Genomic DNA, 22,635 nt, shown 5'->3' on the forward strand with positions numbered 1-22,635 from the left:
CGTGATCCAACACGAACCATGGTTCACGGGATCACTCCCAGGCCATTGATGCCCAACCCCCGCTCCCTATGATGGAACCCAGACGCCTGCGGCGTACCGTCCCATGAGCGAGTACCTCCATGACCCCAGCCAGAACCCTCTACGACAAACACATCGACTCGCACACGGTGTGTCGCCTCGATGACCAGGGCCACGTTTTGTTGTACATCGATCGCCAGGTCATCAACGAATACACCAGCCCGCAAGCCTTCAGTGGTTTGCGCGAGGCCAAGCGCAACGTCTGGCGCCCGGAAACCGCGTTGGCCGTGGTCGATCACGTCAACCCCACCGCCCCGGTGCGCATCGCTGCGATGCCGGATGCCGGCGGGGCGCGGCAGGTGTCGTACCTGGCGGAGAACTGCCGGGACTTCGGCATCGAGTTGCTGGACATCCTCGACAAGCGCCAGGGCATCGAACACGTGATCGCCCCGGAGCAGGGCTTCATCCTGCCGGGCATGGTGATCGCCGCTGGTGACAGCCACACCACCACCTACGGCGCCCTCGGGGCCTTCGGTTTCGGCATTGGCACCTCGGAGATCGAACACCTGCTGGCGTCCCAGACCCTGGTCTACAAACGCCTGAAAAGCATGCGCGTGACGGTGGACGGCGAATTGGCCAGCGGGCTGACCTCCAAGGACGTGATCATGGCGCTGATCGGTCAGATTGGCGCATCCGGCGCCACCGGCTATGCCATCGAATTTCGCGGCTCGACCATCGATGCCCTGAGCGTCGAAGCGCGCATGACCATCTGCAACATGGCGGTGGAGGCGGGTGCCCGGGGCGCATTTATGGCGCCGGACGAGAAAGTCTTCGCCTACCTCAAGAACAAACCCCGCGCGCCGAAGGGCGAGTTGTGGGACCGCGCCGTGGAGGAGTGGCGCAGCCTGCACAGCGATGCGCACGCGCAGTTCGACCGTGAGGTTTCAGTCGATGCCAGTACGTTGGAGCCGATGGTCACCTGGGGCACCAGCCCCGATCAGGCTTCACCGATTGGCGCGCGAGTGCCGGATCCGCAGGACGTCAGCGACCTGATCCTGCGCCAGGACATGCGCCGCGCCCTGAACTACATGGGCCTGGAGGCCGGCATGCCGTTGAGCGACATCGTCATCAGCCATGCCTTTATCGGTTCCTGCACCAACGCGCGCATCGAAGACCTGCGCGATGCCGCCAGCGTGGTGCGCGGCAGACACGTCGCCAGCCATGTGCGGGCGATGATCGTGCCCGGCTCCACCGAAGTGCGCGATCAGGCCGAAGCCGAAGGGCTGGCGGCGATCTTTATCGACGCCGGGTTTGAATGGCGCCAGTCCGGCTGCTCGATGTGCCTGGCGATGAATGATGACGTACTGGCCCCCGGCGACCGCTGCGCCTCCAGCACCAACCGTAATTTCGAAGGCCGCCAGGGCGCCGGTGCGCGCACCCACCTGATGAGCCCGGCGATGGTCGCGGCCGCCGCCATCACCGGCCGCCTCACCGACATTCGCCACTTTGGAGAACGAGCATGAGCCAGCAACCCTTTACCCACGTCAGCGGCAAAGCCGCGCCGATGCTGGCGGCCAACATCGACACCGACGTGATCATGCCCAAGCAATTCCTCAAGGGTATCGACCGCGCCGGGCTGGATCGTGGGTTGTTTTTCGATTTGCGTTTTTTGCCGGACGGTTCGCTTAATCCTGAGTTCGTGTTGAACCAACCGGCGTGGCAAGGGGCGAGTTTCATGGTGGTTGGCCCGAATTTCGGCTGCGGATCGAGCCGCGAGCATGCGGTGTGGGGTTTGAAGCAGATGGGGATTCGGGCGTTGATCGGCTCAAGCTTTGCCGGGATTTTTTATGACAACTGTCAGCGTAATGGGGTGTTGTTGATTACGTTGGAAGAGACGCTGTTGCAGCGGCTGGGGCAGGTGGTCAGTCAGCCTGAAAGCGCTGAAATCAGCATTGATTTAGAGGCGCAGCGGATTCGTCTACAGGATGGCCAGGTCATCCCGTTCGAGATCGACACCTTGCGTAAAACCGCGTTGCTGCTGGGGCTTGATGCCATTGGCAGCACCTTGCAACGCGCCGAACAGATCAAAGCCTTCGAGCGCGAACATCTAACCGCCAACCCCTGGCTCTCCTGAACACACCATCCCCTGTGGGAGCGAGCTTGCTCGCGATGAGGCCCTGACATTCAACATCTATGTTGACTGTTACGCCGCCATCGCGAGCAAGCTCGCTCCCACATTTGAACGGGGTTGCTTACACCGACAACCCCTTGAAATGCTCCTGCAAAAACTCCACACACGCGCGCAACTTCCCGGAATACGCCAACCGCGTCGGATAAACCGCCCACACATTCGCACTCTGGGTGTAATCCGCCAGCACCTGCACCAACCGCCCTTGTTCCAACAACGGCTTCACATCCCACAATGAACGCAGCAACACACCGCGCCCATCCAGTGCCCACTGCAAGACAATCTCGCCGTTGTTCGACGACAGCGGCCCGCTGACCCGCACGCTTTCCTGAACCCCGTCACGCTCCAGGTGCCAGATGCCGAAGGCGTTGTCGCGCTCCTTGATCACCAGGCAATGATGCTGCTCCAGATCCGCCAGCGTCTGCGGCGTGCCGTGGCGTTGCAGATAACCGGGGGCCGCGCACAGCACCCGTCGATTGCTCACCAGGCGCCGGCCGATGTGCTGGCCAGGAATGTCATCGCCAACGCGGATCTCCAGATCAAAGCCTTCGCTGACGATGTCCACCACCCGATCAAACAGGTCCAGGCGAATCTCCAGCTCCGGATACTGCTCGGCCAACAGCGACACGGCCGGCGCCACATGGTTACGGCCAAAACCGAAACTGCTGCAGATGTGCAGACGCCCGCGAGGGCTGTCGTGGGCGTCGGAGAGTTCGTCGTGCAGTTGCTGGAAGTCATCAAGAATGCGCAAGGCCCAGCGCTGCACCCGCTCGCCGTCTTCGGTCAGCGCGATACGGCGGCTGGTGCGATGCAGCAGGCGCGTGCCGAGGGTGGTTTCGAGAATCTGGATACGCTTGCTGACGTAGGCGGGGGACAGCCCCAGTTCATCGGCGGCCGCGGCAAAACCGCTTTTGCGGATGACGGTGAGTAAAACGCGCAAGTCTTCGGGTAGGGGCACGGTGTCTTTCTTGGTGGTCATGGCAGAACGAGCACTGGCGGCATGAGCCGCCAGCATAGCATCGGTGTTTGCAGGGACTTACTTGGTGGAGAGTTCAGCGGCAATCTTGGCCGCAGCGGCCCGGGCATGCCGTCCACGCTTGAGGGCAATCGGTGCCATTTTGCTGCGGTCCAGTTCGCCTTCCCACGCGGCCACCACCAGCGCCGCCACTGCGTTGCCGATGATGTTGGTCAGGGACCGGCATTCCGCCATGAAGCGGTCAACGCCGAGGATCAACACCATCGCCGCCACCGGCACCGTCGGCACCACTGCCAGGCTCGCCGCCAGTGCCACGAAACCGGCACCGACCACCGCGCCCGCGCCTTTGGAGGTGAGCATCGCCACCGCCAGCAACGTCAGTTGCTGCTCCAGCGTCAGATCGATATTGGTCGCCTGGGCCAGAAACAGCACCGCCAGGGTCATATAGATGTTGGTGCCGTCCAGGTTAAACGTGTAGCCGGTCGGCACCACGATCCCCACCACGCCTTTCGACGCGCCGAGGCTTTCCAGTTTCTGGATCAACTGCGGCAGCGCCGATTCCGAGGAACTGGTGCCAAGCACGATCAACAGCTCTGCCTTGATATATGCCAGCAACTTGAAAATGCTGAACCCGGCATAACGGGCGATGCTGCCCAGCACACAGGCGACGAAAATAAACGCCGTCAGGTAGAAGGTGCCGATCAGTTTCAGCAGCGGCAACAACGAGCCGAGGCCGTACTTGCCGATGGTGAACGCAATCGCGCCGAATGCACCGATGGGCGCCACGCGGCTGATGATGCCGACAATACGGAAAAACACCTCGCTGGCCTGATTGATGATGCCCACCAGCGGCCGGCCCTTTTCCCCGACCATCACCAGGGCAATCCCGAACAGCACCGACACAAACAACACGGGCAAGATTTCGCCTTGGGAGAACGCCTCGAAGAACGTGGTCGGAATCACGTGTAACAGAAACCCGGTCACGCCTTCGCCATGCTGGGCCTGGCCGACAAAACCGGCAATGGCTGTCGAATCGAGGGTCTTCACATCAATATTGAAACCCGCCCCCGGATGCAGCGCATGAGCGGCCAGCAACCCGATCAACAGTGCGATGGTCGAGACGATTTCGAAATACAGCAACGCCTTGCCACCCACCCGACCCACCTGCTTCACGTCGTGCATGCTGGTGATCCCGGAGACCACAGTACAGAAGATGATCGGGCCGATGATCATCTTGATCAGTTTGATAAAACCGTCACCCAACGGCTTGAGATCGATGCCGATCTGCGGCCAGTAATGCCCGATCACAATGCCCATCGCGATGGCGATAAGCACCTGCACATAGAGGGTTCCCAGCAGTTTTCTGATTGTCATTTTTATTATCTCGAGACGGTTTTTGGGCATGACGATCCCGCGCGGGCCAGTCAAGGCCCGCGGTGGGAGGTGGATTCAGGTCAGGCTGTTACGGGTGTCAGCGCAGAAAAGCCAAGACTTCGGCGAGCAGCAGCTCGGGAGCTTCTTCGGCGATGTAATGCCCGGCGGGCAGCGCTTTGCCACGCACGTCGGTGGCCACGCGTTGCCATTCCTTGAGCGGTTCGAAGCAGCGGCCGACCGTGCCTTCGGCGCCCCACAACACCAGCAAGGGCAGGTTCAAATGACGGCCGGCGTCGAGGTCGGCGCGGTCGTGGTCCAGGTCGATGCTGGCGCTGGCGCGGTAGTCCTCGCAGATGCCCCGGGCGGTGCCGGGCAGTTTCAGGCAGCGCAGGTATTCGCCGAAGGCTTCGGCGGTGAACGGCTTGAGCCCGGCGCTGCGGCTGCCCATCACGCTGCGCAGATAGGATTCGGGATCGGCTTCGATCAGGGTTTCCGGCAACGGCGCCGGGCGGATCAGGAAAAACCAGTGCCAATAGGCACGGGCGAACGCTTCGTTGGTTTGCGCGTACATCGACAGGGTCGGGGCGATGTCCAGCAGCACCATGCGTTGCACGACGGCGGGGTGATCCAGCGCCAGACGATGGGCAACCCGAGCGCCACGGTCGTGGGCCAGTACCGAGAACCGCTCGAAGCCCAGGGACTGCATCAGCTCGACGCCGTCCTTGGCCATTTCCCGTTTGGAATAGTTGGTGTGGTGATCGTTGGCCGGCGGTTTGCCGCTGTCGCCGTAGCCGCGCAGGTCGGCGGCGACCACGGTGAAATGCTCGGCCAGTTGCTCGGCGATCTTGTGCCAGATGACGTGGGTCTGGGGGTGACCGTGCAACAGCAGCAGGCCCGGCCCGGTGCCGCCGATGCGGTAGGCAATCTCCACGCCGTTGACGTGGCGCTGGTCTTTCAGGAATCCGGCGAACATGGGGAATGACTCCTTGTTGTAGTTGCCTGCATCCTGAAATTGTTGAGCGGTTACGGCAAGGCGCAAAGCGTGGGGTGGTTGTTCATGAAGTGTGTTGAGCCAGATCGTTCCCACGCTCCGCGATTGATCGTTCCCACGCTCTGCGTGGGAATGCAGCCCGGGACGCTCCGCGTCCCTCCAAAGCCGAACGCGGAGCGTCCGTGGAGGCATTCCCACGCAGAGCGTGGGAACGATCATCTCAAGCCTGACTAAACATCTCCTTCGCCCGCTGTTCAATCTGCTCCTGTGTCAGATCCTCCTTGCGCGTGGCCAGAAACCACAAATGCCCATAAGGGTCCTTCAAGGTCCCCGAGCGGTCGCCATAAAACTGATCCTTGACCTCGGACACCACCGTGCCCCCGGCCGCGATCGCCTGTTTGTAGGACTTGTCAACATCGGTCACATACAGATGCAGTCCCACGGACGGTGATGTGTCCGGATTGCTCAACGGCCCTTGATCGCACGGCGTGCCGAGCATGATCGGGCAGTCGCCGATGCGCAGTTCGGCGTGGCCGATGCCGCCGTCGGGCATGCTCAGGCGCATCACTTCAATGGCGTTAAAGGCTTTTTTGTAGAACTCGATGGCCTCGGCGGCTTTCTGGATGCCGAGGTAGGGGGTGATGCTGTGATAACCCTCTGGAATGGGTTGGACGCTCATAACGGTTCTCCCTTGTTGTTGTGAGTTGAAGCTGTTCCTTCGCCGGTTTCCGGTCGAATAACTATAGGTCAGGGCTACCGCCGATACCGAGTGCCCGACGAGCAGCAGCGCCACTGTTCAGCCATCAACAGCGAAGCAGCAAATTGCCTGGGTTTGTCACCTTTAACGCCGTTCAAACCCCCGTAAACATTGGCCCTTACAGTCGGCACAGAAGCTGCAACGACCCTCTCAAAACCCTGTTGTCGAGAGTCTTGTATGCCTGAATCTGCCGTTTATCCGATCAACCCACCGGCCGCCCATCGGATCGCCGACGAAGCCGAAGCCCTGCGGGTCGCCGAACGTGTCGCTGCGGTTTTGTTGGAGCAGGATGCGGAGCGCGACCGCAGTCGCCAGGTGCCGGCCGAGATCGTCGACCTGTATTCCAACAGCGGTTTGTGGGGCATCAGCGTGCCAAAGGAATTCGGCGGCGCCCAAGTGTCCTACGCGGTGCTGGCGCAGGTGATTGCAATCATTTCGGCGGCGGATCCATCGCTTGGGCAGATCCCGCAAAACCACTATTGCCTGCTCGAAGACATCCGCCTGCAAGGCACGCCCGCGCAGCAAGCCCACTTTTTCGGCCTGGCGCTGCAAGGTCACCGCTTTGCCAATGCGCTGTCGGAAACCGGCGGCAAGAATGCGCAGGATATTCAGGCAACCATCCGCCGTTTCGGTGACGGCCATGTGATCAACGGGCGCAAGGGTTACTGCACCGGTTCGCTGTATGCCCATTGGCTGGCGGTGCTGGCCGTGGATGAGGAGGAGAAGGGCCAGTTGTCGTTTGTCGAGCGCGGCACAAAAGGGCTGGTGATCGTTGACGATTGGGACAGCATCGGCCAGCGCACCACGTCCAGCGGCACGGTGCTGGCCGAGGACCTGCACGTGTCGGCGTTCAACGTGTTCCCGACCTATCGTTCGTATGAAAGCCCGACCCTGGCCGGCCCGTTCGCGCAATTGACCACCGCCGCCATCGACGCCGGCATCGCCCGCGCGGCCCTGCGCGACACCATCGCCTTCGTCCAGCAATTCGCCCGGCCATGGATCGATGCCGGGGTGGAAAAAGCCAGCGAAGACCCGCTGACCATCATTCAGGTCGGGGGCCTTGAGATTCGCCTGGAAGCCGCCGAAGCCTTGCTCGAACGCGCCGGCCGCGCACTCGATGCGGCACGCCCGGCACCGGACGAAGACAACGTCGCCCGCGCTTCACTCGCGGTGGCCAAAGCCAAAGTGCTGACCACCGAAATCGCCATCGAAGCCAGCAATAAACTCTTCGAACTCGGCGGCACCCGCTCGACCCTGAAAAAACACAACTTCGACCGCCACTGGCGCAACGCTCGGGTTCACACCCTGCACGACCCGGTGCGCTGGAAGTACCACGTGGTCGGCAACTGGCTGCTCAACGGCGTCATACCGCCACGCCATGACTGGTCCTGACCATGGCCGAGTGGTTTAAAAATATCTACTGGGCCGACATCGCCCAGGCCTGTCTCGACACCCTGACCATGCTCGGCGCCGCCCTCGGTTTTACCGTGTTGCTCGGGTTGCCGCTGGGGGTGGTGCTGTTCCTCACCGGCAAGCGCCAATTGCGTGAAGCGGTCGGGGTTTACCGGGTGTTGTCGGTGATCGTGAACATGCTGCGTTCGCTGCCGTTCATCATTTTGCTGATCGTGTTGATTCCCCTGACCACGTTGCTGGTCGGCACCTCCCTCGGTGTTCCGGGGACGATTCCGCCGCTGGTGGTGGGCTGCACGCCGTTCTTTGCGCGGCTGGTGGAAACCGCGTTGCGCGAAGTGGATCGCGGCGTGGTGGAGGCGACCCAGGCCATGGGTGGCACGACCTGGCAAATCATCCGCCACACCTTGTTGCCGGAAGCCCGGGGCGGGTTGCTGGCGGCGGTGACGGTCACGGCGATTGTGCTGGTGGATTACACGGCGATGGCCGGGGTGATCGGTGGCGGTGGGCTCGGCGACCTGGCGATTCGCTACGGCTATCAGCGGTTCCAGACCGACGTGATGGTGGTCACCGTGGTGTTGCTGTTGATCCTGGTGCAAGCCCTGCAAATGACCGGCGACCGCCTGGTGGCGCGCTACAGCCGACACTGAATCTTTTTTCTCAAAAAAATCAGGCCCCACGTCCACCCCACGACGGCCACTCAATCTGCCTTGGAGCACAGCATGAAAAAGACCCTGGCCATTCTGGCTGCCGTCCTGTCGTTCAGCGTTCACGCCAACGAAAAACTCATCGTCGGCGCCACCCCGGTGCCGCACGCGGAAATCCTCGAATTCGTCAAACCGACCCTGGCCAAGGAAGGCGTGGACCTGGACATCAAGGTCTTCACCGACTTTATCCAACCCAACCAGCAACTGGCGCTGAAAAACCTCGACGCCAACTATTACCAGTACCGGCCGTTCCTCGATGATTTCAACAAGACTCGCCACACCGACCTGGTGCCGGTGGTTGGCGTGCACATCGAACCGTTTGGCGCGTATTCGACCAAGATTAAAAACATCAGCGAATTGAAGGATGGCGCCAGCGTGTCGATCCCCAATGACCCAGTGAACACCGGTCGCGCGTTGGTGCTGCTGCACGAAGCAGGGCTGATCAAACTCAAGGACCCGAGCAACACCCTGGCCACGCAAAGGGACATTATCGACAACCCGAAACACTTGAAGATTCGTGAACTTGAAGGGGCATTGCTGGCGCGGTCGGTGAGCCAGGTGGATCTGGCGTTTGTGTTTGCCAACTATGCGTTGGAAGCGGGGATCGACACCAATAGCGCGCTGATCGTTGAGAAGGGCAAGAGCCTGTACATCGAGTTTCTGGTTGCTCGGCCGGATAACATCAACGACCCACGGATTCAGAAACTGGCCAAGGCGTTGAACTCCGATGAAGTTCGGCAGTTCATCTTGACCCGCTACAAAGGGCAGATTGCGCCGGGGTTCTAACCGCACAGATGATCGTTCCCACGCGCAGCAAAGGAATGCCTCAAGGAACGCTCTGCGTTCCAATGGGACGCGGAGCGTCCCGGGCTGCATTCCCACGCAGAGCGTGGGAACGATCACTCACAAAACCTGTAGGAGCGAGGCTTGCCCGCGAAGGCCGCACCGCTATTGCGGAGCAGAACCCGATTCCAGCAGCCGCGCCCCCGGCCCACGCTCCCCGAGTACATCGCCAAAATTACGCAACGGACACGCCTCCATCGACAAACACCCACACCCGATGCAGCCATTGAGCCGATCGCGTAACAACGTCAACTGGTGAATCCGCTGATCCAGATCCCGGCTCCACTGCGCCGACAACACCTGCCAGTCCGCCGCCGTCGGCGCACGATTATCCGGCAGTGACTTCAAGGCCTCGGCAATCTCCGCCAATGGAATCCCCAGCCGCTGCGCGACCTTGATCAACGCCACCCGTCGCAACACTTCCCGCGGATAACGGCGCTGGTTGCCTTGATTGCGATGGCTTTTGATCAAACCCTTGGTTTCGTAAAAGTGCAGGGCGGTCACGGCCACGCCGCTGCGGGCGGCCACTTGGCCGACGGTGAGTTCCTTGTGCAGGTTTTCCGAGGTGACCATTTGAAAAAAGCCTCTTGACCTCTAGTTAACTTGAGGTTTTACCCTGCAGGCCTTCGGATCGCAAGATCCGGTTTTAAGGTGAGTGGGGACTATTCATGCAAACGTCAGAGAAAAACCGCAGTTTCACCCAATTGATCGAATTCGAGATCGAGCCTCATCAGCAACCCGCACTGGTTTCGGCGCTGTCGGCGCAGACCGAGCGTCTGGCCCAGGATTTCAGCGGCTTTCTGAGTGCGAGCATCCAGGCCAGCGACGATGGCCGGCGAGTGCTCAATTACCTGCAATGGCAAACCCGCGAGGCGGGTGAAGCCGCATTCCAGCGCTTTGAAAGCGGCGAGCAGGATTTCTGGCAACTGATCCGCGCCCACCAGGCGAAAACCGTGACCTTCGGTTCATTCCAGGTCCTGCACAGCCTGGAGCGCAGTCACGATGACGCGCTGCACTGCAATCTGGTGCATTCCGGCTAAGCGCCTAGATCGACAACTGCATCAAGCGCTCGCCCTGCACGTTTTCCGTGGGCCGGCGCTTGTTCACCGCCAGTTCGCCGATCTTGATCAGGCGGGTGCGAGTCACATTGCGGCTCAACCCCAGCAACGCAGCGGTGTGCACCTGGTTGTAATGGCTGAAGCGATAAGCCGCGCGTAACAACGCGTCTTCGACCTTTTCGTGCAGCGCCCCGGCCTGTTCTTCGAAGAGCTTTTGGAAGGCGCGGTCGAGCAACGCTTCCGGTGAATCATCGACCGTGCCGTGGTGATCGTCCTGGCGCTCGATGCGCATGTTCGACAGGCGCAGATCATCTCGTTCGATCACGCCGTTACGGCAGATCAGCAGGGTGTGGTGAATGACGTTTTCCAGTTCGCGGATATTGCCCGGCCAACTGTAGCTGCGCAGTTTCAGTTCGGCCTCTTTGCTGATGGTGATGGTGCCGTAGCCGAGGCGCTGGCTGTAGGCTTCGACGAAGTGGCGGGTCAGCGGCAGGATGTCGCCGGGGCGGTCGCGCAACGGGCTGAGTTCCAGGCTGACCACGTCGAGGCGGTAGTACAGATCTTCGCGAAAGTGCCCGGCATTAATGGCTTTCTCCAGTTGCACATTGGTCGCGGCCAGCACCCGCACATCGATCGGGATGCTCTTGCGCGAGCCCAGGCGCACCACTTCACGCTCTTGCAGCACTCGCAGCAACTTGACCTGAATCGCCATCGGCAAATCGCCGATTTCATCGAGGAACAAGGTGCCGCCGTCGGCCTCTTCGAACCACCCGGCCTTGGCGCTCAGCGCACCGGTGAACGCGCCTTTCTCATGACCGAACAGCTCGGCTTCCACCAGGGATTCGGAAAACGCACCGCAGTTCACCGCCACGAACGGCCGGTTGCGCCGGGCGCTGAGGTTGTGGATGTGCCGCGCCACCAACTCCTTGCCGGTGCCGGTTTCACCGATGATCAGCACACTGGCTTCACTCGGCGCGACCTGTTGCAAATGCGCGAGCAAGGCCTGGGATTTCGGGTCTTCGAACACCTGCGCAGTAGCACGGATCGACGTGGCGAGGGCGGGCGAGGGCGGTAGGGTCAGCAGTTGCATGGCAGGCTCCATGAAGAGAAGGTCAGGAATAGAAAGTCGGAATCGGCAGGGACTGGTTCAGCGCCCAATCACCCAGTTCATGGAGTTTGTAATCCACCGGGTCGTGCAGGGTTTGCGTGCGCAGGTTGCGCCAGTGGCGGTCCAGCCGCAGCGAGGCGTGGGTCGAGCGCGCACCGGTGACTTCGAACAAGCGGCTACACAATTCCAGGCCATTGCGCGTGGCGGCGACCTTGGCCGTGGCAATCGCCGTGGCCAGGTGCCCGCGTTCTTCGGCGCTGAGATTCGGGCCTTTGGCCCACGCCTTGTCGAGCAGATCGGCGGCGCGTTCCACCAGCAAGCGAACGCCTTCGAGGGCGACCCAGAACTCGCCGTAATGGCTGAGTACATACGGATCTTCGCGCACATCCTGGGCACTGGATTTATGCCAGGGCCGGGTTTCGGTGAGGGTGTATTGCCGCGCTTCTTCGAACGCACCTTCGGCGATGCCGAGGAACATATGGGTGAAGGTCAGCTGCGCGATCAATGGCCGCAGGCAGGCGAAAGGTGTGCTCAACGGACCCGGATCGAGGAGCAATTCCGACTCTTCGACCCGCACTCGTTCGAAGGTGGCGCTGCCGCTGTCGGTCTGGCGCTGGCCCATGTTGTTCCAGTCGTTGTGCAATGTGATGCCGCTGCGACCGCTGGGAATCGCGGCGATCAACAGCTTGCCGCCAGCACTTTCATCCACTGCCGAGGCGATCAGCATTTGTGAATCGCTGGCGCCGGAGCAGAAGCTTTTCTTGCCGGAAAACTCGCGCCAGCCGCCGAGGTTTTTCACCACGGTGCGGGTGTCCAACGGGTTGAGGGCGTTGCCCCAGAACCAGTTCTTGCGCGCGGTTTGCTCGAACCATGGCTGCCATTGTTCGGGCTTGGCGAACAGGCGCACGGTGGCGAGCATCAAGTGATGAAAACCGAAGACATGCGCGATGGAGCTGTCGACCTTGGCGAACTCGCGCACGATGGTCAGGGTTTCGCTCCAGCTGGCGCCGAGGCCGCCGTACTGGGTGGGAATGCTCAGTGCGAGCAGGCCACTGTGGCGCAGGGCATCACGTTCAGCCTTGGGCGTACCACCGCGCTCGTCGCGCTCGACGGCAGTCAGGGAAAACTCCGCCGCCAATTGGCGGGCGGTGTGCAAGGGGGAGAGCAGGGCGCTTTGTGGTTTGGCCGTCACGCGGGGGTTCCTTATTTCTGGTGACCGATCGTTCCTACGCTCTGCGTGGGAATGCCTCTGGGGACGCTCCGCGTCCAGTGACGCGGAGCGTCACGGGTTGCATTCCCACGCAGAGCGTGGGAACGATCAGGCGTGGCGGTCAGGCCGTGGCTTTGGCGGGCAACACATCATTGGCAATCATTTCGCCAAACGGCCCGGTGAGGTTGGTCACGCCACGTCCCGCAAGACTGGCATACGGCTCCGGCAACAGCGGGAACACCAGCTCGGCAAAGCGATACGCCTCTTCAAGGTGCGGGTAACCGGAGAAGATAAAGCTCTCGATCCCCAGGTCCGCGTACTCCTTGATCCGCGCCGCGACTTGCTGCGGATCGCCCACCAATGCGGTCCCCGCGCCGCCACGCACCAGGCCGACACCGGCCCACAGGTTGGGGGCAATTTCCAGGTTGTCGCGACGTCCGTCGTGCAGCGCAGCCATGCGCCGCTGGCCTTCGGAATCAAAGCGCGAGAACGATTTCTGCGCGGCGGCGATGGTCTCGTCGCTGATGTGCTCGATGAGTTTGTCCGCGGCTTTCCACGCCTCTTCGGCGGTTTCGCGCACGATCACATGCAAACGAATCCCGAACTTCACCGTGCGCCCGTTGCGCGCGGCACGCTCACGCACATCCGCGAGTTTTTCCGCCACGGCGGCCGGTGGCTCGCCCCAGGTCAGGTACACGTCGACCTGTTCGGCGGCGAGTTCATGGGCGGCTTCCGACGAACCGCCGAAGTACAGCGGCGGATAAGGTTTCTGGACTGGCGGATACAACGCCTTGGCGTTCTGCACCTGCAAGTGTTTGCCTTCGAAATCCACCGACTCGCCTTGCAGCACCCGACGCCAGATGTGCAGGAATTCGTCAGTCACCTCGTAGCGTTCGCTGTGATCGAGGAAGATCCCGTCGCCACGGTTTTCGTCCGGATCGCCACCGGTCACCACGTTAATCAGCAGGCGGCCATTGGACAAACGATCCAGGGTAGCGGCCATGCGCGCCGAGACGGTCGGCGAGATGATCCCCGGACGAATCGCCACCAAGTATTTCAGGCGTTCAGTCAGCGGCACCAGCGCCGAAGCGATCACCCACGAGTCTTCGCAGGAGCGCCCGGTGGGAATCAATACACCGTGGTAGCCAAGGCTGTCAGCGGCCTGGGCCACTTGTTTCAAATAGTTGAGCGTCACCGGGCGGGCGCCCTGGGTGGTGCCCAGGTAGTGGCCGTCGCCGTGGGTGGGCAGAAACCAGAAAACATCCATGAAGAGATCCTTAAGCGATTTTCAGCAGATTTTTGGGGTGCACGCCAAACAACGGCGCGGCGCGTTCTGCAGCAAGACGAATGCGGGCCTTCAAGGGCTCACTGGTTATTTGGTAATTCGAGAAATCGGCTTCGGTGGCATAGACGCCAATCGGCAGGGTCAAGGCCTGGAAGAAACTGAACAGCGGGCGCAACTGATGATCGAGCACCAGCGCATGCCGTTCGCTGCCACCCGTGGCGGCCAGCAGCACCGGGGTGTTGATCAGCGCGTTGAGGTCGATCAGGTCGAACAGGTGCTTGAGCAGGCCAGGGTAGGAACCGCGATAAACCGGCGCGGCGACGATCAGCAGGTCGGCGCTTTCGATGGCTTGCAGTTCGGCTTCGATCTCCGCACTCAATTCCTGACGGGCGAGGGCGGCGCCCAGTGGTCGGGCGATGTCACCCAGTTCGATCAACTTGCTCTCGATCGGCAATTGCTCGCCGAGTTCGGCCAACAGCGCTTGGGTCAGCACCAAGGTGCGGGACGGACGCCAGGTACCGCCGGAGAGGGCAACGACTTTCAATGGACGCGACATGATCAGTTCCTTTTTAAACAGTTGCTCAGGGAGCAGTGAAGAGTCACTGGGCTTGAGCAAGACCTGTACCAATCCTTCGAAGCCCCGTAATCCGGGGCTTTCAGCGTTACGCTCGACGCGGTCTGTGTGACTGGCAGGGCCATTTGTTGAATGACTGTTGCCAGGCAAACAGTTGCGTGGGCAACAGTGGGTGAAGCGATGCAGTTGTTATAAAGGCTTGCTGTTATTCCGTAAAAGATCATTAAAAGATATTTATAGATCTTTATTGAATATGAGGGGCGGCGACCTTTTGATCCTGATACCCACTATCGAGAGCGTTGATTTCTGCCAAACCCAGGCCGGGCGTAGCCTTCACCTATCGCCAAACACAACTTTGTCAGGACGCTCCCCATGAACCGCTTACTCACTGTTTCCTTGCTGCTCGCCGTTTCCGTTCTCGCCGGTTGTGCCAGCCATGTTTCGCCCGAGTTGCGGCCCTACACCGCTGAAGAAACCAAGGAACTGGCGCTGGAAGCCTTGAACCGCCAAGGCTTGTCCTTCGAGGAATACCACGCCAAAAAAGCCGCCTTGCTCGGCCAGCCGCAGAAGTCTTTCGGCTTTGATAACCAAGGCGAAATGAACGCCGAACGGGCTGTACACCTTCACGGTCGACCAAGCTGAATCGCGACTGTACCGCTCGAACTTTTACCCAACTGTCCGTGGGTTTCCCGCAAGGCGTGCGATAGGGTCAATACCTGACTGACCCTGACGGACTGCCACCCATGCTCTCGCTCGATTTGCTGCTGGGCTTTGCCCTTTTTGCCCTCGTGACCTCGATCACCCCCGGCCCGAACAACACCATGTTGCTGGCATCGGGTGTGAACTTCGGCTTTAACCGCACCATCCCCCATATGCTCGGCATCACCTGCGGCTTCTTCGTTCTGGTGGTCGCGGTGGGTTTTGGCCTGGGCGCGGTGTTTCAAACCTATCCGTTGCTCTACACCGTTCTGCGCTACGTCGGCGCGGCGTATTTGCTGTACCTGGCCTGGAAAATCGCGCATTCCGGGCCCGTCTCCGAGAGCGAAAAGGGCGAAAGCCAACCGATCAGTTATCTCAGTGCCGCGGCGTTTCAGTGGGTTAATCCCAAGGCCTGGATCATGGCCATTGGCGCCATCAGCACCTACACGCCGATGCAGGGCTACTTCACCAATGTGATCGTGATTGCCGCGGTGTTCGCCTTGATCAACTTGCCGAGCGTCGGTGTGTGGGCCGGTTGCGGCACTCTGTTGCGCAATGTGTTGAAGGATCGCCGCTGGTTGCGGATATTCAACTGGGGCATGGCCCTGCTGCTGGTCGCTTCGCTGTATCCGTTGTTGATTGAAAGCTTTAGCTGACGCATTGCTTCAACCGGTTGGCCGATGCCTGTTAAGCTCGACTTCAGGAGCGTTCCTACGCACTTTGAAATGAAGTCGTATTTCTTTAACAGCATCCGATCAGGTATTGCTGGTGTCCTTACCCCGCACGCCTGATCCCGGAACACGCTCTGCGAGCCTTTATATGAATAAACGTCCGTTGTATTTCGACTACGCCGCCACCACGCCGGTGGATGAGCGGGTCATCAAGGTCATGGTCGAGTGTCTGGGTTTCAACGGCAATTTCGGCAACCCGGCGTCCAGCTCCCATGCGTTCGGCCAGCAGGCCCGGCAATCGGTCGAGCAGGCACGCCAGCAAGTGGCCGAACTGGTGGGCGCTCAGGCGGACCAGATCGTCTGGACTTCCGGCGCCACCGAATCGAATAACCTGGCGCTCAAAGGCGTCGCCCAGGCCCGAGGCGTGTCCGGCGGCCACATCATCACTAGCCAGATTGAACACAAAGCGATTCTCGACACCGCGAAACAATTGCAGGACGCCGGTGTAGCGGTGACCTATCTGGTCCCGGACGCCGAAGGCCTGATTACCCCGCAAGCGGTCAGCGAAGCGATGCGCGACGACACGTTTCTGGTGTCGCTGATGCTGGTGAATAACGAATTGGGTACGGTCAACGACATCCCGGCCATCGGCCAGGTGGTGCGTAATCGTGATGCGTTGTTTCACGTCGATGCGGCCCAGGGCGCGGGGAAAGTGGCGATTGATCTGGCCGAATGGCCGGTGGATTTGATGTCGTTTTCGGCACACAAGATCTACGGCCCCAAAGGCATTGGCGCGCTGTATGTTGGCCCGCGGGCGCAGCAGCGTTTGCAGGCGCAGATCCACGGCGGCGGGCACGAGGGCGGGTTGCGTTCCGGCACCTTGGCCACGCACCAGATCGTTGCCATGGGCGAAGCGTTTGCGTTGGCGGCGGCGTTGTTCGATGACGAGAAAGCCACCATCGTTCATCTGCGCGAGCGCTTGCTTGAGCAACTGCTGGATCTTCCCGGTGTGCGCCTCAATGGCAGCGCGACCCAACGCATTCCTCACACCCTGAGCCTGACCTTCGGCGAAGGCGAGTTCAACGCGGCGACGCTGGGCCAATCGATCGCGTTTTCCGCGACCTCGGCCTGCAATTCCGCGAGTAATGCGCCATCCCATGTGTTGCTGGCCCTGGGCCACGACGCCCGCTCGGCCGGTCGCACCATCCGCTTGAGCCTGGGGCGGTTCACTACCGAGCAGGATATCGACCAGGCGGTCGAACTGATTAAAGCGGCCAATGCCAGCGCGCCGGCGTTCTGGCAATAAGCCGTTAAAGCGCCGACTCAGATCGGCACTCAACAATAATGATGAAGTGGTTAGCAGGAGACATGATGAGTACGCAGCCTTTGACCAATGGATTGGTACCCCAGCGCCTGGCGCAAACCCGTGAGCTGATGGACCGCGAGGGCATTCACGCCCTGTTGGTGCCGTCGGCCGACCCGCACTTGTCGGAATACCTGCCGGGTTACTGGCAAGGGAGGCAATGGTTGTCGGGTTTCCACGGCTCGGTGGGCACCCTGATTGTTACGCCGGATTTCGCCGGTGTCTGGGCCGACAGCCGTTACTGGGAACAAGCGAGCAAGGAACTCAAGGGCAGCGGCATCGAACTGGTCAAACTGCAACCGGGTCAGCCGGGGCCACTGGACTGGCTGGCCGAGCAAACCCCTGAAGGCGGCGTCGTTGCTGTCGATGGTGCGGTGATGGCAGTCGCGTCGGCACGCACTTTGGGTGGCAAGCTCGAAGAGCGCGGTGCCCGTTTGCGTACCGACATCGACCTGCTGAGCGAAGTCTGGAGCGACCGTCCAAGCCTGCCGAACGAACCGATTTATCAACACTTGCCGCCGCAAGCGACGGTCAGCCGTGGCGAGAAACTCGGCAAGTTACGCGAGGTGTTGAAAGAGCGCGGTGCCGACTGGCATTTCATCGCCACCCTCGACGACATTGCCTGGCTGTTCAACCTGCGCGGCGGCGACGTGTCGTTCAATCCGGTGTTCGTGTCCTTTGCCTTGATCAGCCAGGAGCAGGCCACCCTGTTCGTCGCCTTGAGCAAGGTCAGCGCTGAATTGCGTGGGATCCTTGAACAGGACGGCGTAACGCTGCGTGATTACAGCGAAGTGGCCGAAGCCTTGCGCGCCGTGCCGAGCGGCGCGAGCCTGCAGGTCGATCCTGCCCGGGTTACCGCCGGGTTGCTGGGCAACCTAGGCAGCGGCGTCAAACTGCTGGAAGGGCTGAACCCGACCACCCTGGCCAAATCCCGGAAAAGCCTGGACGACGCTGAACATATCCGCCAGGCCATGGAGCAGGACGGCGCGGCGCTGTGCGAATTCTTCGCCTGGCTGGAATCGGCCTGGGGCCGTGAACGCATCACGGAGCTGACCATCGACGAACACCTGACCGCCGCGCGCATGCGGCGCCCGGATTATGTGTCGCTCAGTTTCAACACCATTGCCGCGTTCAACGCCAATGGCGCGATGCCGCACTACCACGCCACCGAGGAAGAACACGCGGTCATCGAAGGTGACGGCCTGTTGCTGATCGACTCCGGCGGCCAGTATTTGGGCGGCACCACCGACATTACGCGGATGGTGCCGGTTGGCACGCCGACCGAGGAGCAGAAGCGAGATTGCACGCGGGTGCTCAAGGGTGTAATCGCCTTGTCTCGTGCGCAATTCCCCCGGGGGATTTTGTCGCCGCTGCTGGACGCGATTGCCCGCGCGCCGATCTGGGCGGAGAGCGTCGATTATGGTCACGGCACCGGGCATGGCGTCGGCTACTTCCTGAACGTTCACGAAGGCCCGCAAGTGATTGCCTATCAAGCCGTAGCGGCACCGCAAACCGCGATGCAGCCGGGGATGATTACGTCCATTGAACCTGGGACTTATCGTCCGGGTCGCTGGGGTGTGCGGATCGAAAACCTGGTGCTGAACCGCGAAGCTGGCAAGAGCGAGTTCGGCGAATTCCTGAAATTCGAAACCTTGACCTTGTGCCCTATCGACACTCGCTGCCTGGAGCCGTCGTTGCTGACTGATGACGAGAAGCAGTGGTTCAACGGCTATCACGCTGAAGTGCGTGAGCGTTTGAGCCCGTTGCTCGACGGTGCAGCGCTTGAGTGGTTGAACACGCGTACTGCGGCGATCTGATCGGTTTGAGTCCAGGCGCTCCACCGAGCGCCTGGCTCATGTCATTCAGCTCAGGGCTTCAAGGACGAAGTCCAGTCGGTCCTGCCCGAAGAACAGCTGATTATCGATAAACATGCTCGGCGCACCGAACACGCCGCGTTGCACGGCTTTCTCGGTGTTGTCCTTGAGGGCCGCTTTGACTTCCTCATCGGCGGTCAGGGCCAGCACTTCGTTCGGGTCGAAATCGTTTTCCTTCAGCACGGCCGCCACGGTCGCTGGATCATCGAGGCTACGGCCTTCGACCCAGAGCGCAGTAAACAGACAATTGATGAATGCCTGGAAACGCTGCGGATGGCGCAATTGCACGCCGGTGACGGCGCGCATGAGCATTAGCGTATTGATCGGGAAATGCGGATTGAACCTCAGCGGCACGTCGTAGCGTTTGGCGTAACGGTCCAGGTCCTGAAACATATAGCGACCCTTGGCCGGGATCATCGCCGGTGAGGCATTGCCGGTGGCTTTGAAGACGCCGCCCAACAGCATCGGAATGTAGATCAACTGGCTACCGGTCTGCGCGCAGATCTTCGGCAGTTGGGTGTAGGCCAGGTAGGTGGCGGGGCTGCCAAGATCGAAGTAGAACTCCACGGTTTTGCTCATGGTTAATGCGCTCTGCTTATTGTTGTAGTGAGGGGAGAGGGCTTACCAGCGTTCGCTCCAGGGGCGCAGGTCGAGCTCGAACGTCCAGGCGTCCCGTGGCTGACTGTGCAGGTACCAGTAGTTTTCGGCAATGTGCTCGGGGTTGAGGATGCCGTCCTGATCCTTGGTTGCGTACTTTTCCGGGAAACTGTTGCGAATAAAGTCGGTGTCGATGGCGCCGTCAACCACGATGTGGGCGACGTGGATGTTCATCGGACCCAGTTCCCGGGCCATGCTTTGGGCCAATGCGCGAATGCCGTGTTTGGCACCGGCGAATGCAGCAAACCCGGCCGCGCCGCGCATACCGGCGGTGGCGCCGGTAAACAGGATCGTGCCCCGTTGGCGAGTCGCCATGCGCTTGGCCACTTCGCGTGCATTGAGAAAGCCTGAGAAACAGGCCATTTCCCAGATCTTGAAATACTTGCGGGCGGTTTCTTCGAGAATGCTGCACGGCACATTGGCGCCGATATTGAAGACGAAGGCTTCGATGGGACCGATCTCGGTTTCGATCTGCTCGACCAGCGCAATTACATCCTCTTCCTTGCGCGCATCACAGGCAAAGCCATGGGCTTCGCCGCCGCTGGCCTTGATGGCATCCACCAATGGCTGGAGTTTGTCGGCGCTGCGACGGGTAACACAGGCGATGAAACCTTCCTGGGCAAAGCGTTTGGCAATGGCGCCGCCGGTAGCATCCCCCGCGCCGACAACCAGTACGACCTTCTTGTTATTCATGGGTAGATCCCTTTGGTAAACGATCGTTAACTGAACGAACGTTATGCTACGATCCGCCCAGCGTCAAGGCGATCAATCCTGAGGAATAGGCAATGCGTTACTCGCCCAATCACAAACTGGAAACCAAAGAGAAATTGCTGGAAAGCAGTTCCGTGTCGGCCAAGAAGTCTGGTTTTGCGACGGTCGGTGTCGATGGTTTGATGAAGGCGATCGGTTTGAGTGGCGGTGCGTTCTACAGCCACTTTTCGTCGAAAGATGAGCTGTTCGCTGCCATCGTCGAGCGTGAACTGTGTCAAAGCCTGGCCCGATTGGGCGGGCATGGTGAGCAGGATTGCGCCAGGCTCGAACGCTGTCTCAAGCATTACTTGAGCATGGCCCATGTTGAGCAACCTGAATCCGGGTGTGCTTTGCCTGCGTTGGGAGCGGAGATTGCCCGTTCAGATATCCTGGTGCGCCAGCAGGCAGAGATCTGGATTTGCCGGCTTCAGGAGAGTTGGGCGCGGATCCTGGACAGCGACAGCCTGGCTTGGGCGATTCTGTCGCAATGCATTGGTGCGCTGGTGGTGGCGCGAATGTTGGCCACAGCGGATATTCAGCGAACGGTGTTGCAGTCCAGTCACGAGGAGATTGGCCGCCAGATTGCCGGGCGGCAGCAAGCTATTTGCAAATGACGATCATGCTGCGGCTGGTGTAGCCGGCGGGGTTGAGGCCGAATGGATAGTCGCCAGGCTCTTCCACGGCGTCCCCCGACTTGGCGATGACCTTGTAGCCTTTGGGCGCACACGAGTTGGCGGCGCTGGTGTAGCACTTGTCCCAGGAGGACGAGAGCCCTGAACAGTTGATGTGCAGCCCTTTCTTGCCGTGTTTGACCTGGGTTTTCGAGGTCGCCGCGCAGCCCGCAACTGCAAGTACGGCGATCAGTATCAAAATTCGTTTCATTACTGTCCTTATAGCGGCCCGGATCTGGCGCCCGGGTCTGGCTGCGTTCGCTTTTGCTTGACGCGCTTTGATGTCCTTATCTGAAAAAGTCCATGTGTGGCACTGGGTTGCGAACCTAAACATGGCCTAATTGAGCGGCAAATACCAGAGCTTCGTCAAATCCGGCATCAATTTGCCGCGACCGCAGGCTTGGCGCTACTCCCCATGGTCATGGTCGCGCCAACAGACGCCAAGATGATGCACAGGATGGCCATCCACTGCGACAAAGAAAGGTACTCGTGGAGGAACAACAAGCCCGATAGCGCACCGATTGCGGGTTCGATGCTCATCAAGGTGCCGAAGGTTCGCGCGGGCATCCGGGTGAGTGCAATCATTTCCAGGGTGTAGGGCAGGGCGGTGGAAAGAAGGGCGACACCGATGGCGACCGGGATCAGCGACGGGGTGAGCAAGGCGGCGCCAGCGTGGACAATGCCGATAGGCGCGACAAAGAGTGCGGCGATCATGACGCCCAGAGCCGCAGTCGTTACTCCGTTGTCCGCCCCGGCCTTTTGGCCAAAAAGAATGTATATCGCCCAGCAGGCGCCGGCTCCGAGTGCATAGCCGGCGCCCGCCAGATCGATACCGGCAGTCGAGGCTCCCGTCGGTATCAATAGCAGCAAGCCAACGGCAGCGAGTGCGATCCAGAGAAAGTCGATGGCGCGTCGTGAGGCATAGATAGCGACGGCCAGCGGCCCGGTGAACTCCAGGGCCACGGCGATGCCGAGCGGGACGGTGCGCAAGGACATATAGAAGAGGAAGTTCATGCCGCCCAGGGCCATGCCGTAGATGATGACGGTGCGCAGGGATTTTGCGGTGAGCTTCGCGCGCCACGGGCGCAGTATCAGCAGCATGATTACGCTGGCAAAGATCAGGCGCAGTGTGGTGGTCCCTTGGGCGCCGACGATGGGGAACATGCTTTTGGCCAGGGAGGCGCCGGACTGGATCGATGCCATGGCTATCAATAGCAGGCCAACCGAAAAGAGGGTCGAGGCAAGACTGCGGGGTTGGTCATTCATTGCGAGGCATCGTCCGAAGTTGGAAGCGAAAGTATTGTTTATGTGTTGGGCAATATACTGCGCATTCGTTGCGGTCGCGTCTATATATAAGCAGGGATTTTGCGCATCCTGATAGAAAAGCTAAATCAGGGCTTGACGGCAGATTCTGGAAGTCTATAATTCGCCCCACTTCCGGCGCAGTCGAA

General features: G+C 60.6%; 24 protein-coding genes. 11 read left to right on the top strand and 13 right to left on the bottom strand.

Annotation, left to right across the window (positions count from 1 at the left end; translation table 11 throughout):
- The first annotated feature begins 119 nt into the window (after positions 1 to 119).
- Together leuC and leuD are read left to right on the top strand one after the other, a co-directional pair.
- Positions 120 to 1,541: a 3-isopropylmalate dehydratase large subunit gene (gene leuC, locus BK667_RS19725; RefSeq protein WP_123598623.1), complete on the top strand. Its 1,422-nt coding sequence runs from the start codon at positions 120 to 122 to the stop codon at positions 1,539 to 1,541.
- Positions 1,538 to 2,152: a 3-isopropylmalate dehydratase small subunit gene (gene leuD, locus BK667_RS19730; protein WP_123598624.1), complete on the top strand. Its 615-nt coding sequence runs from the start codon at positions 1,538 to 1,540 to the stop codon at positions 2,150 to 2,152. Before leuC ends, leuD begins: the two co-directional genes overlap by 4 nt.
- 118 nt (positions 2,153 to 2,270) lie before the next feature.
- On the opposite strand, the gene BK667_RS19735 is transcribed toward leuD, so the two are convergent.
- The 4 genes from BK667_RS19735 to BK667_RS19755 all read right to left on the bottom strand — a co-directional run bounded on the left by BK667_RS19735 (position 2,271) and on the right by BK667_RS19755 (position 6,226).
- A complete protein-coding gene (locus BK667_RS19735) occupies positions 2,271 to 3,221 on the bottom strand; it encodes a LysR substrate-binding domain-containing protein (RefSeq protein ID WP_123598625.1) in 951 nt (316 codons plus the stop codon).
- 21 nt (positions 3,222 to 3,242) lie between these two features.
- Complete coding sequence (gene dctA / locus BK667_RS19740; RefSeq protein ID WP_123598626.1) at positions 3,243 to 4,556, bottom strand: C4-dicarboxylate transporter DctA; 1,314 nt, start codon at positions 4,554 to 4,556, stop codon at positions 3,243 to 3,245.
- 97 nt (positions 4,557 to 4,653) lie between these two features.
- On the bottom strand, positions 4,654 to 5,529 hold the full coding sequence (locus tag BK667_RS19745) for an alpha/beta fold hydrolase (RefSeq protein ID WP_123598627.1): 876 nt from the start codon (positions 5,527 to 5,529) through the stop codon (positions 4,654 to 4,656).
- A gap of 238 nt (positions 5,530 to 5,767) precedes the next feature.
- A complete protein-coding gene (locus BK667_RS19755; RefSeq protein WP_123510406.1) occupies positions 5,768 to 6,226 on the bottom strand; it encodes a VOC family protein in 459 nt (152 codons plus the stop codon).
- A 255-nt stretch (positions 6,227 to 6,481) separates the two neighbouring features.
- Here BK667_RS19755 and BK667_RS19760 point away from each other — a divergent pair, with 255 nt between their 5' ends.
- From BK667_RS19760 to BK667_RS19770, 3 genes are all read left to right on the top strand, one after another.
- The gene (locus BK667_RS19760) at positions 6,482 to 7,696 is read left to right on the top strand and encodes an SfnB family sulfur acquisition oxidoreductase (protein ID WP_123598628.1); all 1,215 of its coding nucleotides are present in this window, start codon (positions 6,482 to 6,484) and stop codon (positions 7,694 to 7,696) included.
- A 2-nt stretch (positions 7,697 to 7,698) separates the two neighbouring features.
- Positions 7,699 to 8,364, top strand: a complete 666-nt coding sequence (locus tag BK667_RS19765) for a methionine ABC transporter permease (RefSeq protein ID WP_123598629.1) — start codon at positions 7,699 to 7,701, stop codon at positions 8,362 to 8,364.
- 72 nt (positions 8,365 to 8,436) lie between these two features.
- Positions 8,437 to 9,207, top strand: a complete 771-nt coding sequence (locus tag BK667_RS19770; protein ID WP_123409521.1) for a MetQ/NlpA family ABC transporter substrate-binding protein — start codon at positions 8,437 to 8,439, stop codon at positions 9,205 to 9,207.
- A 162-nt stretch (positions 9,208 to 9,369) separates the two neighbouring features.
- Here BK667_RS19770 and soxR read toward each other — a convergent pair whose 3' ends face one another.
- On the bottom strand, positions 9,370 to 9,837 hold the full coding sequence (soxR, locus tag BK667_RS19775; protein WP_123598630.1) for a redox-sensitive transcriptional activator SoxR: 468 nt from the start codon (positions 9,835 to 9,837) through the stop codon (positions 9,370 to 9,372).
- A 95-nt stretch (positions 9,838 to 9,932) separates the two neighbouring features.
- Here soxR and BK667_RS19780 point away from each other — a divergent pair, with 95 nt between their 5' ends.
- On the top strand, positions 9,933 to 10,304 hold the full coding sequence (locus BK667_RS19780) for an antibiotic biosynthesis monooxygenase (RefSeq protein WP_123510413.1): 372 nt from the start codon (positions 9,933 to 9,935) through the stop codon (positions 10,302 to 10,304).
- 4 nt (positions 10,305 to 10,308) lie between these two features.
- Here the strand turns inward: BK667_RS19780 and BK667_RS19785 are convergent, their stop codons facing one another.
- From BK667_RS19785 to msuE, 4 genes are all read right to left on the bottom strand, one after another.
- Entirely contained in the window at positions 10,309 to 11,412 is a 1,104-nt protein-coding gene (locus BK667_RS19785) for a sigma-54 interaction domain-containing protein (protein ID WP_123409524.1), read from the bottom strand.
- A 22-nt stretch (positions 11,413 to 11,434) separates the two neighbouring features.
- Positions 11,435 to 12,622 (bottom strand): acyl-CoA dehydrogenase family protein, encoded by a 1,188-nt coding sequence (locus tag BK667_RS19790; RefSeq protein WP_123598631.1) that lies wholly within the window; start codon positions 12,620 to 12,622, stop codon positions 11,435 to 11,437.
- A 139-nt stretch (positions 12,623 to 12,761) separates the two neighbouring features.
- Positions 12,762 to 13,907, bottom strand: a complete 1,146-nt coding sequence (gene ssuD, locus BK667_RS19795; RefSeq protein WP_123598632.1) for an FMNH2-dependent alkanesulfonate monooxygenase — start codon at positions 13,905 to 13,907, stop codon at positions 12,762 to 12,764.
- Positions 13,908 to 13,917: 10 nt separating this feature from the next.
- Positions 13,918 to 14,481 carry an FMN reductase gene (msuE, locus tag BK667_RS19800; protein WP_123510419.1) on the bottom strand — a complete coding sequence of 188 codons (564 nt, stop codon included), beginning with the start codon at positions 14,479 to 14,481 and terminating at the stop codon, positions 13,918 to 13,920.
- A 390-nt stretch (positions 14,482 to 14,871) separates the two neighbouring features.
- On the opposite strand from msuE, the gene BK667_RS19805 reads away from it, so the two are divergent.
- The 4 genes from BK667_RS19805 to BK667_RS19820 all read left to right on the top strand — a co-directional run bounded on the left by BK667_RS19805 (position 14,872) and on the right by BK667_RS19820 (position 19,049).
- Positions 14,872 to 15,141 (top strand): hypothetical protein, encoded by a 270-nt coding sequence (locus BK667_RS19805; protein ID WP_123598633.1) that lies wholly within the window; start codon positions 14,872 to 14,874, stop codon positions 15,139 to 15,141.
- Positions 15,142 to 15,242: 101 nt separating this feature from the next.
- The gene (locus BK667_RS19810; RefSeq protein ID WP_123510423.1) at positions 15,243 to 15,854 is read left to right on the top strand and encodes a LysE family translocator; all 612 of its coding nucleotides are present in this window, start codon (positions 15,243 to 15,245) and stop codon (positions 15,852 to 15,854) included.
- A 163-nt stretch (positions 15,855 to 16,017) separates the two neighbouring features.
- The gene (locus tag BK667_RS19815) at positions 16,018 to 17,175 is read left to right on the top strand and encodes an aminotransferase class V-fold PLP-dependent enzyme (RefSeq protein WP_123598634.1); all 1,158 of its coding nucleotides are present in this window, start codon (positions 16,018 to 16,020) and stop codon (positions 17,173 to 17,175) included.
- Positions 17,176 to 17,240: 65 nt separating this feature from the next.
- On the top strand, positions 17,241 to 19,049 hold the full coding sequence (locus tag BK667_RS19820) for an aminopeptidase P family protein (protein WP_123598635.1): 1,809 nt from the start codon (positions 17,241 to 17,243) through the stop codon (positions 19,047 to 19,049).
- Positions 19,050 to 19,094: 45 nt separating this feature from the next.
- On the opposite strand, the gene BK667_RS19825 is transcribed toward BK667_RS19820, so the two are convergent.
- The gene (locus BK667_RS19825) at positions 19,095 to 19,685 is read right to left on the bottom strand and encodes a 2-hydroxychromene-2-carboxylate isomerase (RefSeq protein WP_123510429.1); all 591 of its coding nucleotides are present in this window, start codon (positions 19,683 to 19,685) and stop codon (positions 19,095 to 19,097) included.
- 42 nt (positions 19,686 to 19,727) lie between these two features.
- Positions 19,728 to 20,456 (bottom strand): SDR family oxidoreductase, encoded by a 729-nt coding sequence (locus BK667_RS19830; protein ID WP_123510431.1) that lies wholly within the window; start codon positions 20,454 to 20,456, stop codon positions 19,728 to 19,730.
- A 92-nt stretch (positions 20,457 to 20,548) separates the two neighbouring features.
- On the opposite strand from BK667_RS19830, the gene BK667_RS19835 reads away from it, so the two are divergent.
- Positions 20,549 to 21,127, top strand: coding sequence for a TetR/AcrR family transcriptional regulator (locus tag BK667_RS19835; RefSeq protein ID WP_123598636.1), 579 nt, complete (start codon positions 20,549 to 20,551; stop codon positions 21,125 to 21,127).
- On the opposite strand, the gene BK667_RS19840 is transcribed toward BK667_RS19835, so the two are convergent.
- Together BK667_RS19840 and rhtA are read right to left on the bottom strand one after the other, a co-directional pair.
- Positions 21,114 to 21,395, bottom strand: coding sequence for a hypothetical protein (locus BK667_RS19840; protein WP_041069802.1), 282 nt, complete (start codon positions 21,393 to 21,395; stop codon positions 21,114 to 21,116). The genes BK667_RS19835 and BK667_RS19840 overlap by 14 nt on opposite strands.
- Before the next feature lie 167 nt (positions 21,396 to 21,562).
- Entirely contained in the window at positions 21,563 to 22,450 is an 888-nt protein-coding gene (rhtA, locus tag BK667_RS19845) for a threonine/homoserine exporter RhtA (RefSeq protein ID WP_123598637.1), read from the bottom strand.
- Positions 22,451 to 22,635: the final 185 nt, after the last annotated feature.

The sequence above is a fragment of the Pseudomonas frederiksbergensis genome, assembly GCF_003732705.1.
In the GTDB taxonomy this organism is placed as follows: Bacteria; Pseudomonadota; Gammaproteobacteria; order Pseudomonadales; family Pseudomonadaceae; genus Aquipseudomonas; species Aquipseudomonas frederiksbergensis_F.

Coding starts and splice junctions, on each gene's coding strand:
- leuC (WP_123598623.1), top strand. CDS start 120: ATGACCCCAGCCAGAACCCTCTACGACAAACACATCGACTCGCACACG.
- leuD (WP_123598624.1), top strand. CDS start 1,538: ATGAGCCAGCAACCCTTTACCCACGTCAGCGGCAAAGCCGCGCCGATG.
- BK667_RS19735 (WP_123598625.1), bottom strand. CDS start 3,221: ATGCTGGCGGCTCATGCCGCCAGTGCTCGTTCTGCCATGACCACCAAG.
- dctA (WP_123598626.1), bottom strand. CDS start 4,556: ATGACAATCAGAAAACTGCTGGGAACCCTCTATGTGCAGGTGCTTATC.
- BK667_RS19745 (WP_123598627.1), bottom strand. CDS start 5,529: ATGTTCGCCGGATTCCTGAAAGACCAGCGCCACGTCAACGGCGTGGAG.
- BK667_RS19755 (WP_123510406.1), bottom strand. CDS start 6,226: ATGAGCGTCCAACCCATTCCAGAGGGTTATCACAGCATCACCCCCTAC.
- BK667_RS19760 (WP_123598628.1), top strand. CDS start 6,482: ATGCCTGAATCTGCCGTTTATCCGATCAACCCACCGGCCGCCCATCGG.
- BK667_RS19765 (WP_123598629.1), top strand. CDS start 7,699: ATGGCCGAGTGGTTTAAAAATATCTACTGGGCCGACATCGCCCAGGCC.
- BK667_RS19770 (WP_123409521.1), top strand. CDS start 8,437: ATGAAAAAGACCCTGGCCATTCTGGCTGCCGTCCTGTCGTTCAGCGTT.
- soxR (WP_123598630.1), bottom strand. CDS start 9,837: ATGGTCACCTCGGAAAACCTGCACAAGGAACTCACCGTCGGCCAAGTG.
- BK667_RS19780 (WP_123510413.1), top strand. CDS start 9,933: ATGCAAACGTCAGAGAAAAACCGCAGTTTCACCCAATTGATCGAATTC.
- BK667_RS19785 (WP_123409524.1), bottom strand. CDS start 11,412: ATGCAACTGCTGACCCTACCGCCCTCGCCCGCCCTCGCCACGTCGATC.
- ssuD (WP_123598632.1), bottom strand. CDS start 13,907: ATGGATGTTTTCTGGTTTCTGCCCACCCACGGCGACGGCCACTACCTG.
- msuE (WP_123510419.1), bottom strand. CDS start 14,481: ATGTCGCGTCCATTGAAAGTCGTTGCCCTCTCCGGCGGTACCTGGCGT.
- BK667_RS19805 (WP_123598633.1), top strand. CDS start 14,872: ATGAACCGCTTACTCACTGTTTCCTTGCTGCTCGCCGTTTCCGTTCTC.
- BK667_RS19810 (WP_123510423.1), top strand. CDS start 15,243: ATGCTCTCGCTCGATTTGCTGCTGGGCTTTGCCCTTTTTGCCCTCGTG.
- BK667_RS19815 (WP_123598634.1), top strand. CDS start 16,018: ATGAATAAACGTCCGTTGTATTTCGACTACGCCGCCACCACGCCGGTG.
- BK667_RS19820 (WP_123598635.1), top strand. CDS start 17,241: ATGAGTACGCAGCCTTTGACCAATGGATTGGTACCCCAGCGCCTGGCG.
- BK667_RS19825 (WP_123510429.1), bottom strand. CDS start 19,685: ATGAGCAAAACCGTGGAGTTCTACTTCGATCTTGGCAGCCCCGCCACC.
- BK667_RS19830 (WP_123510431.1), bottom strand. CDS start 20,456: ATGAATAACAAGAAGGTCGTACTGGTTGTCGGCGCGGGGGATGCTACC.
- BK667_RS19835 (WP_123598636.1), top strand. CDS start 20,549: ATGCGTTACTCGCCCAATCACAAACTGGAAACCAAAGAGAAATTGCTG.
- BK667_RS19840 (WP_041069802.1), bottom strand. CDS start 21,395: ATGAAACGAATTTTGATACTGATCGCCGTACTTGCAGTTGCGGGCTGC.
- rhtA (WP_123598637.1), bottom strand. CDS start 22,450: ATGAATGACCAACCCCGCAGTCTTGCCTCGACCCTCTTTTCGGTTGGC.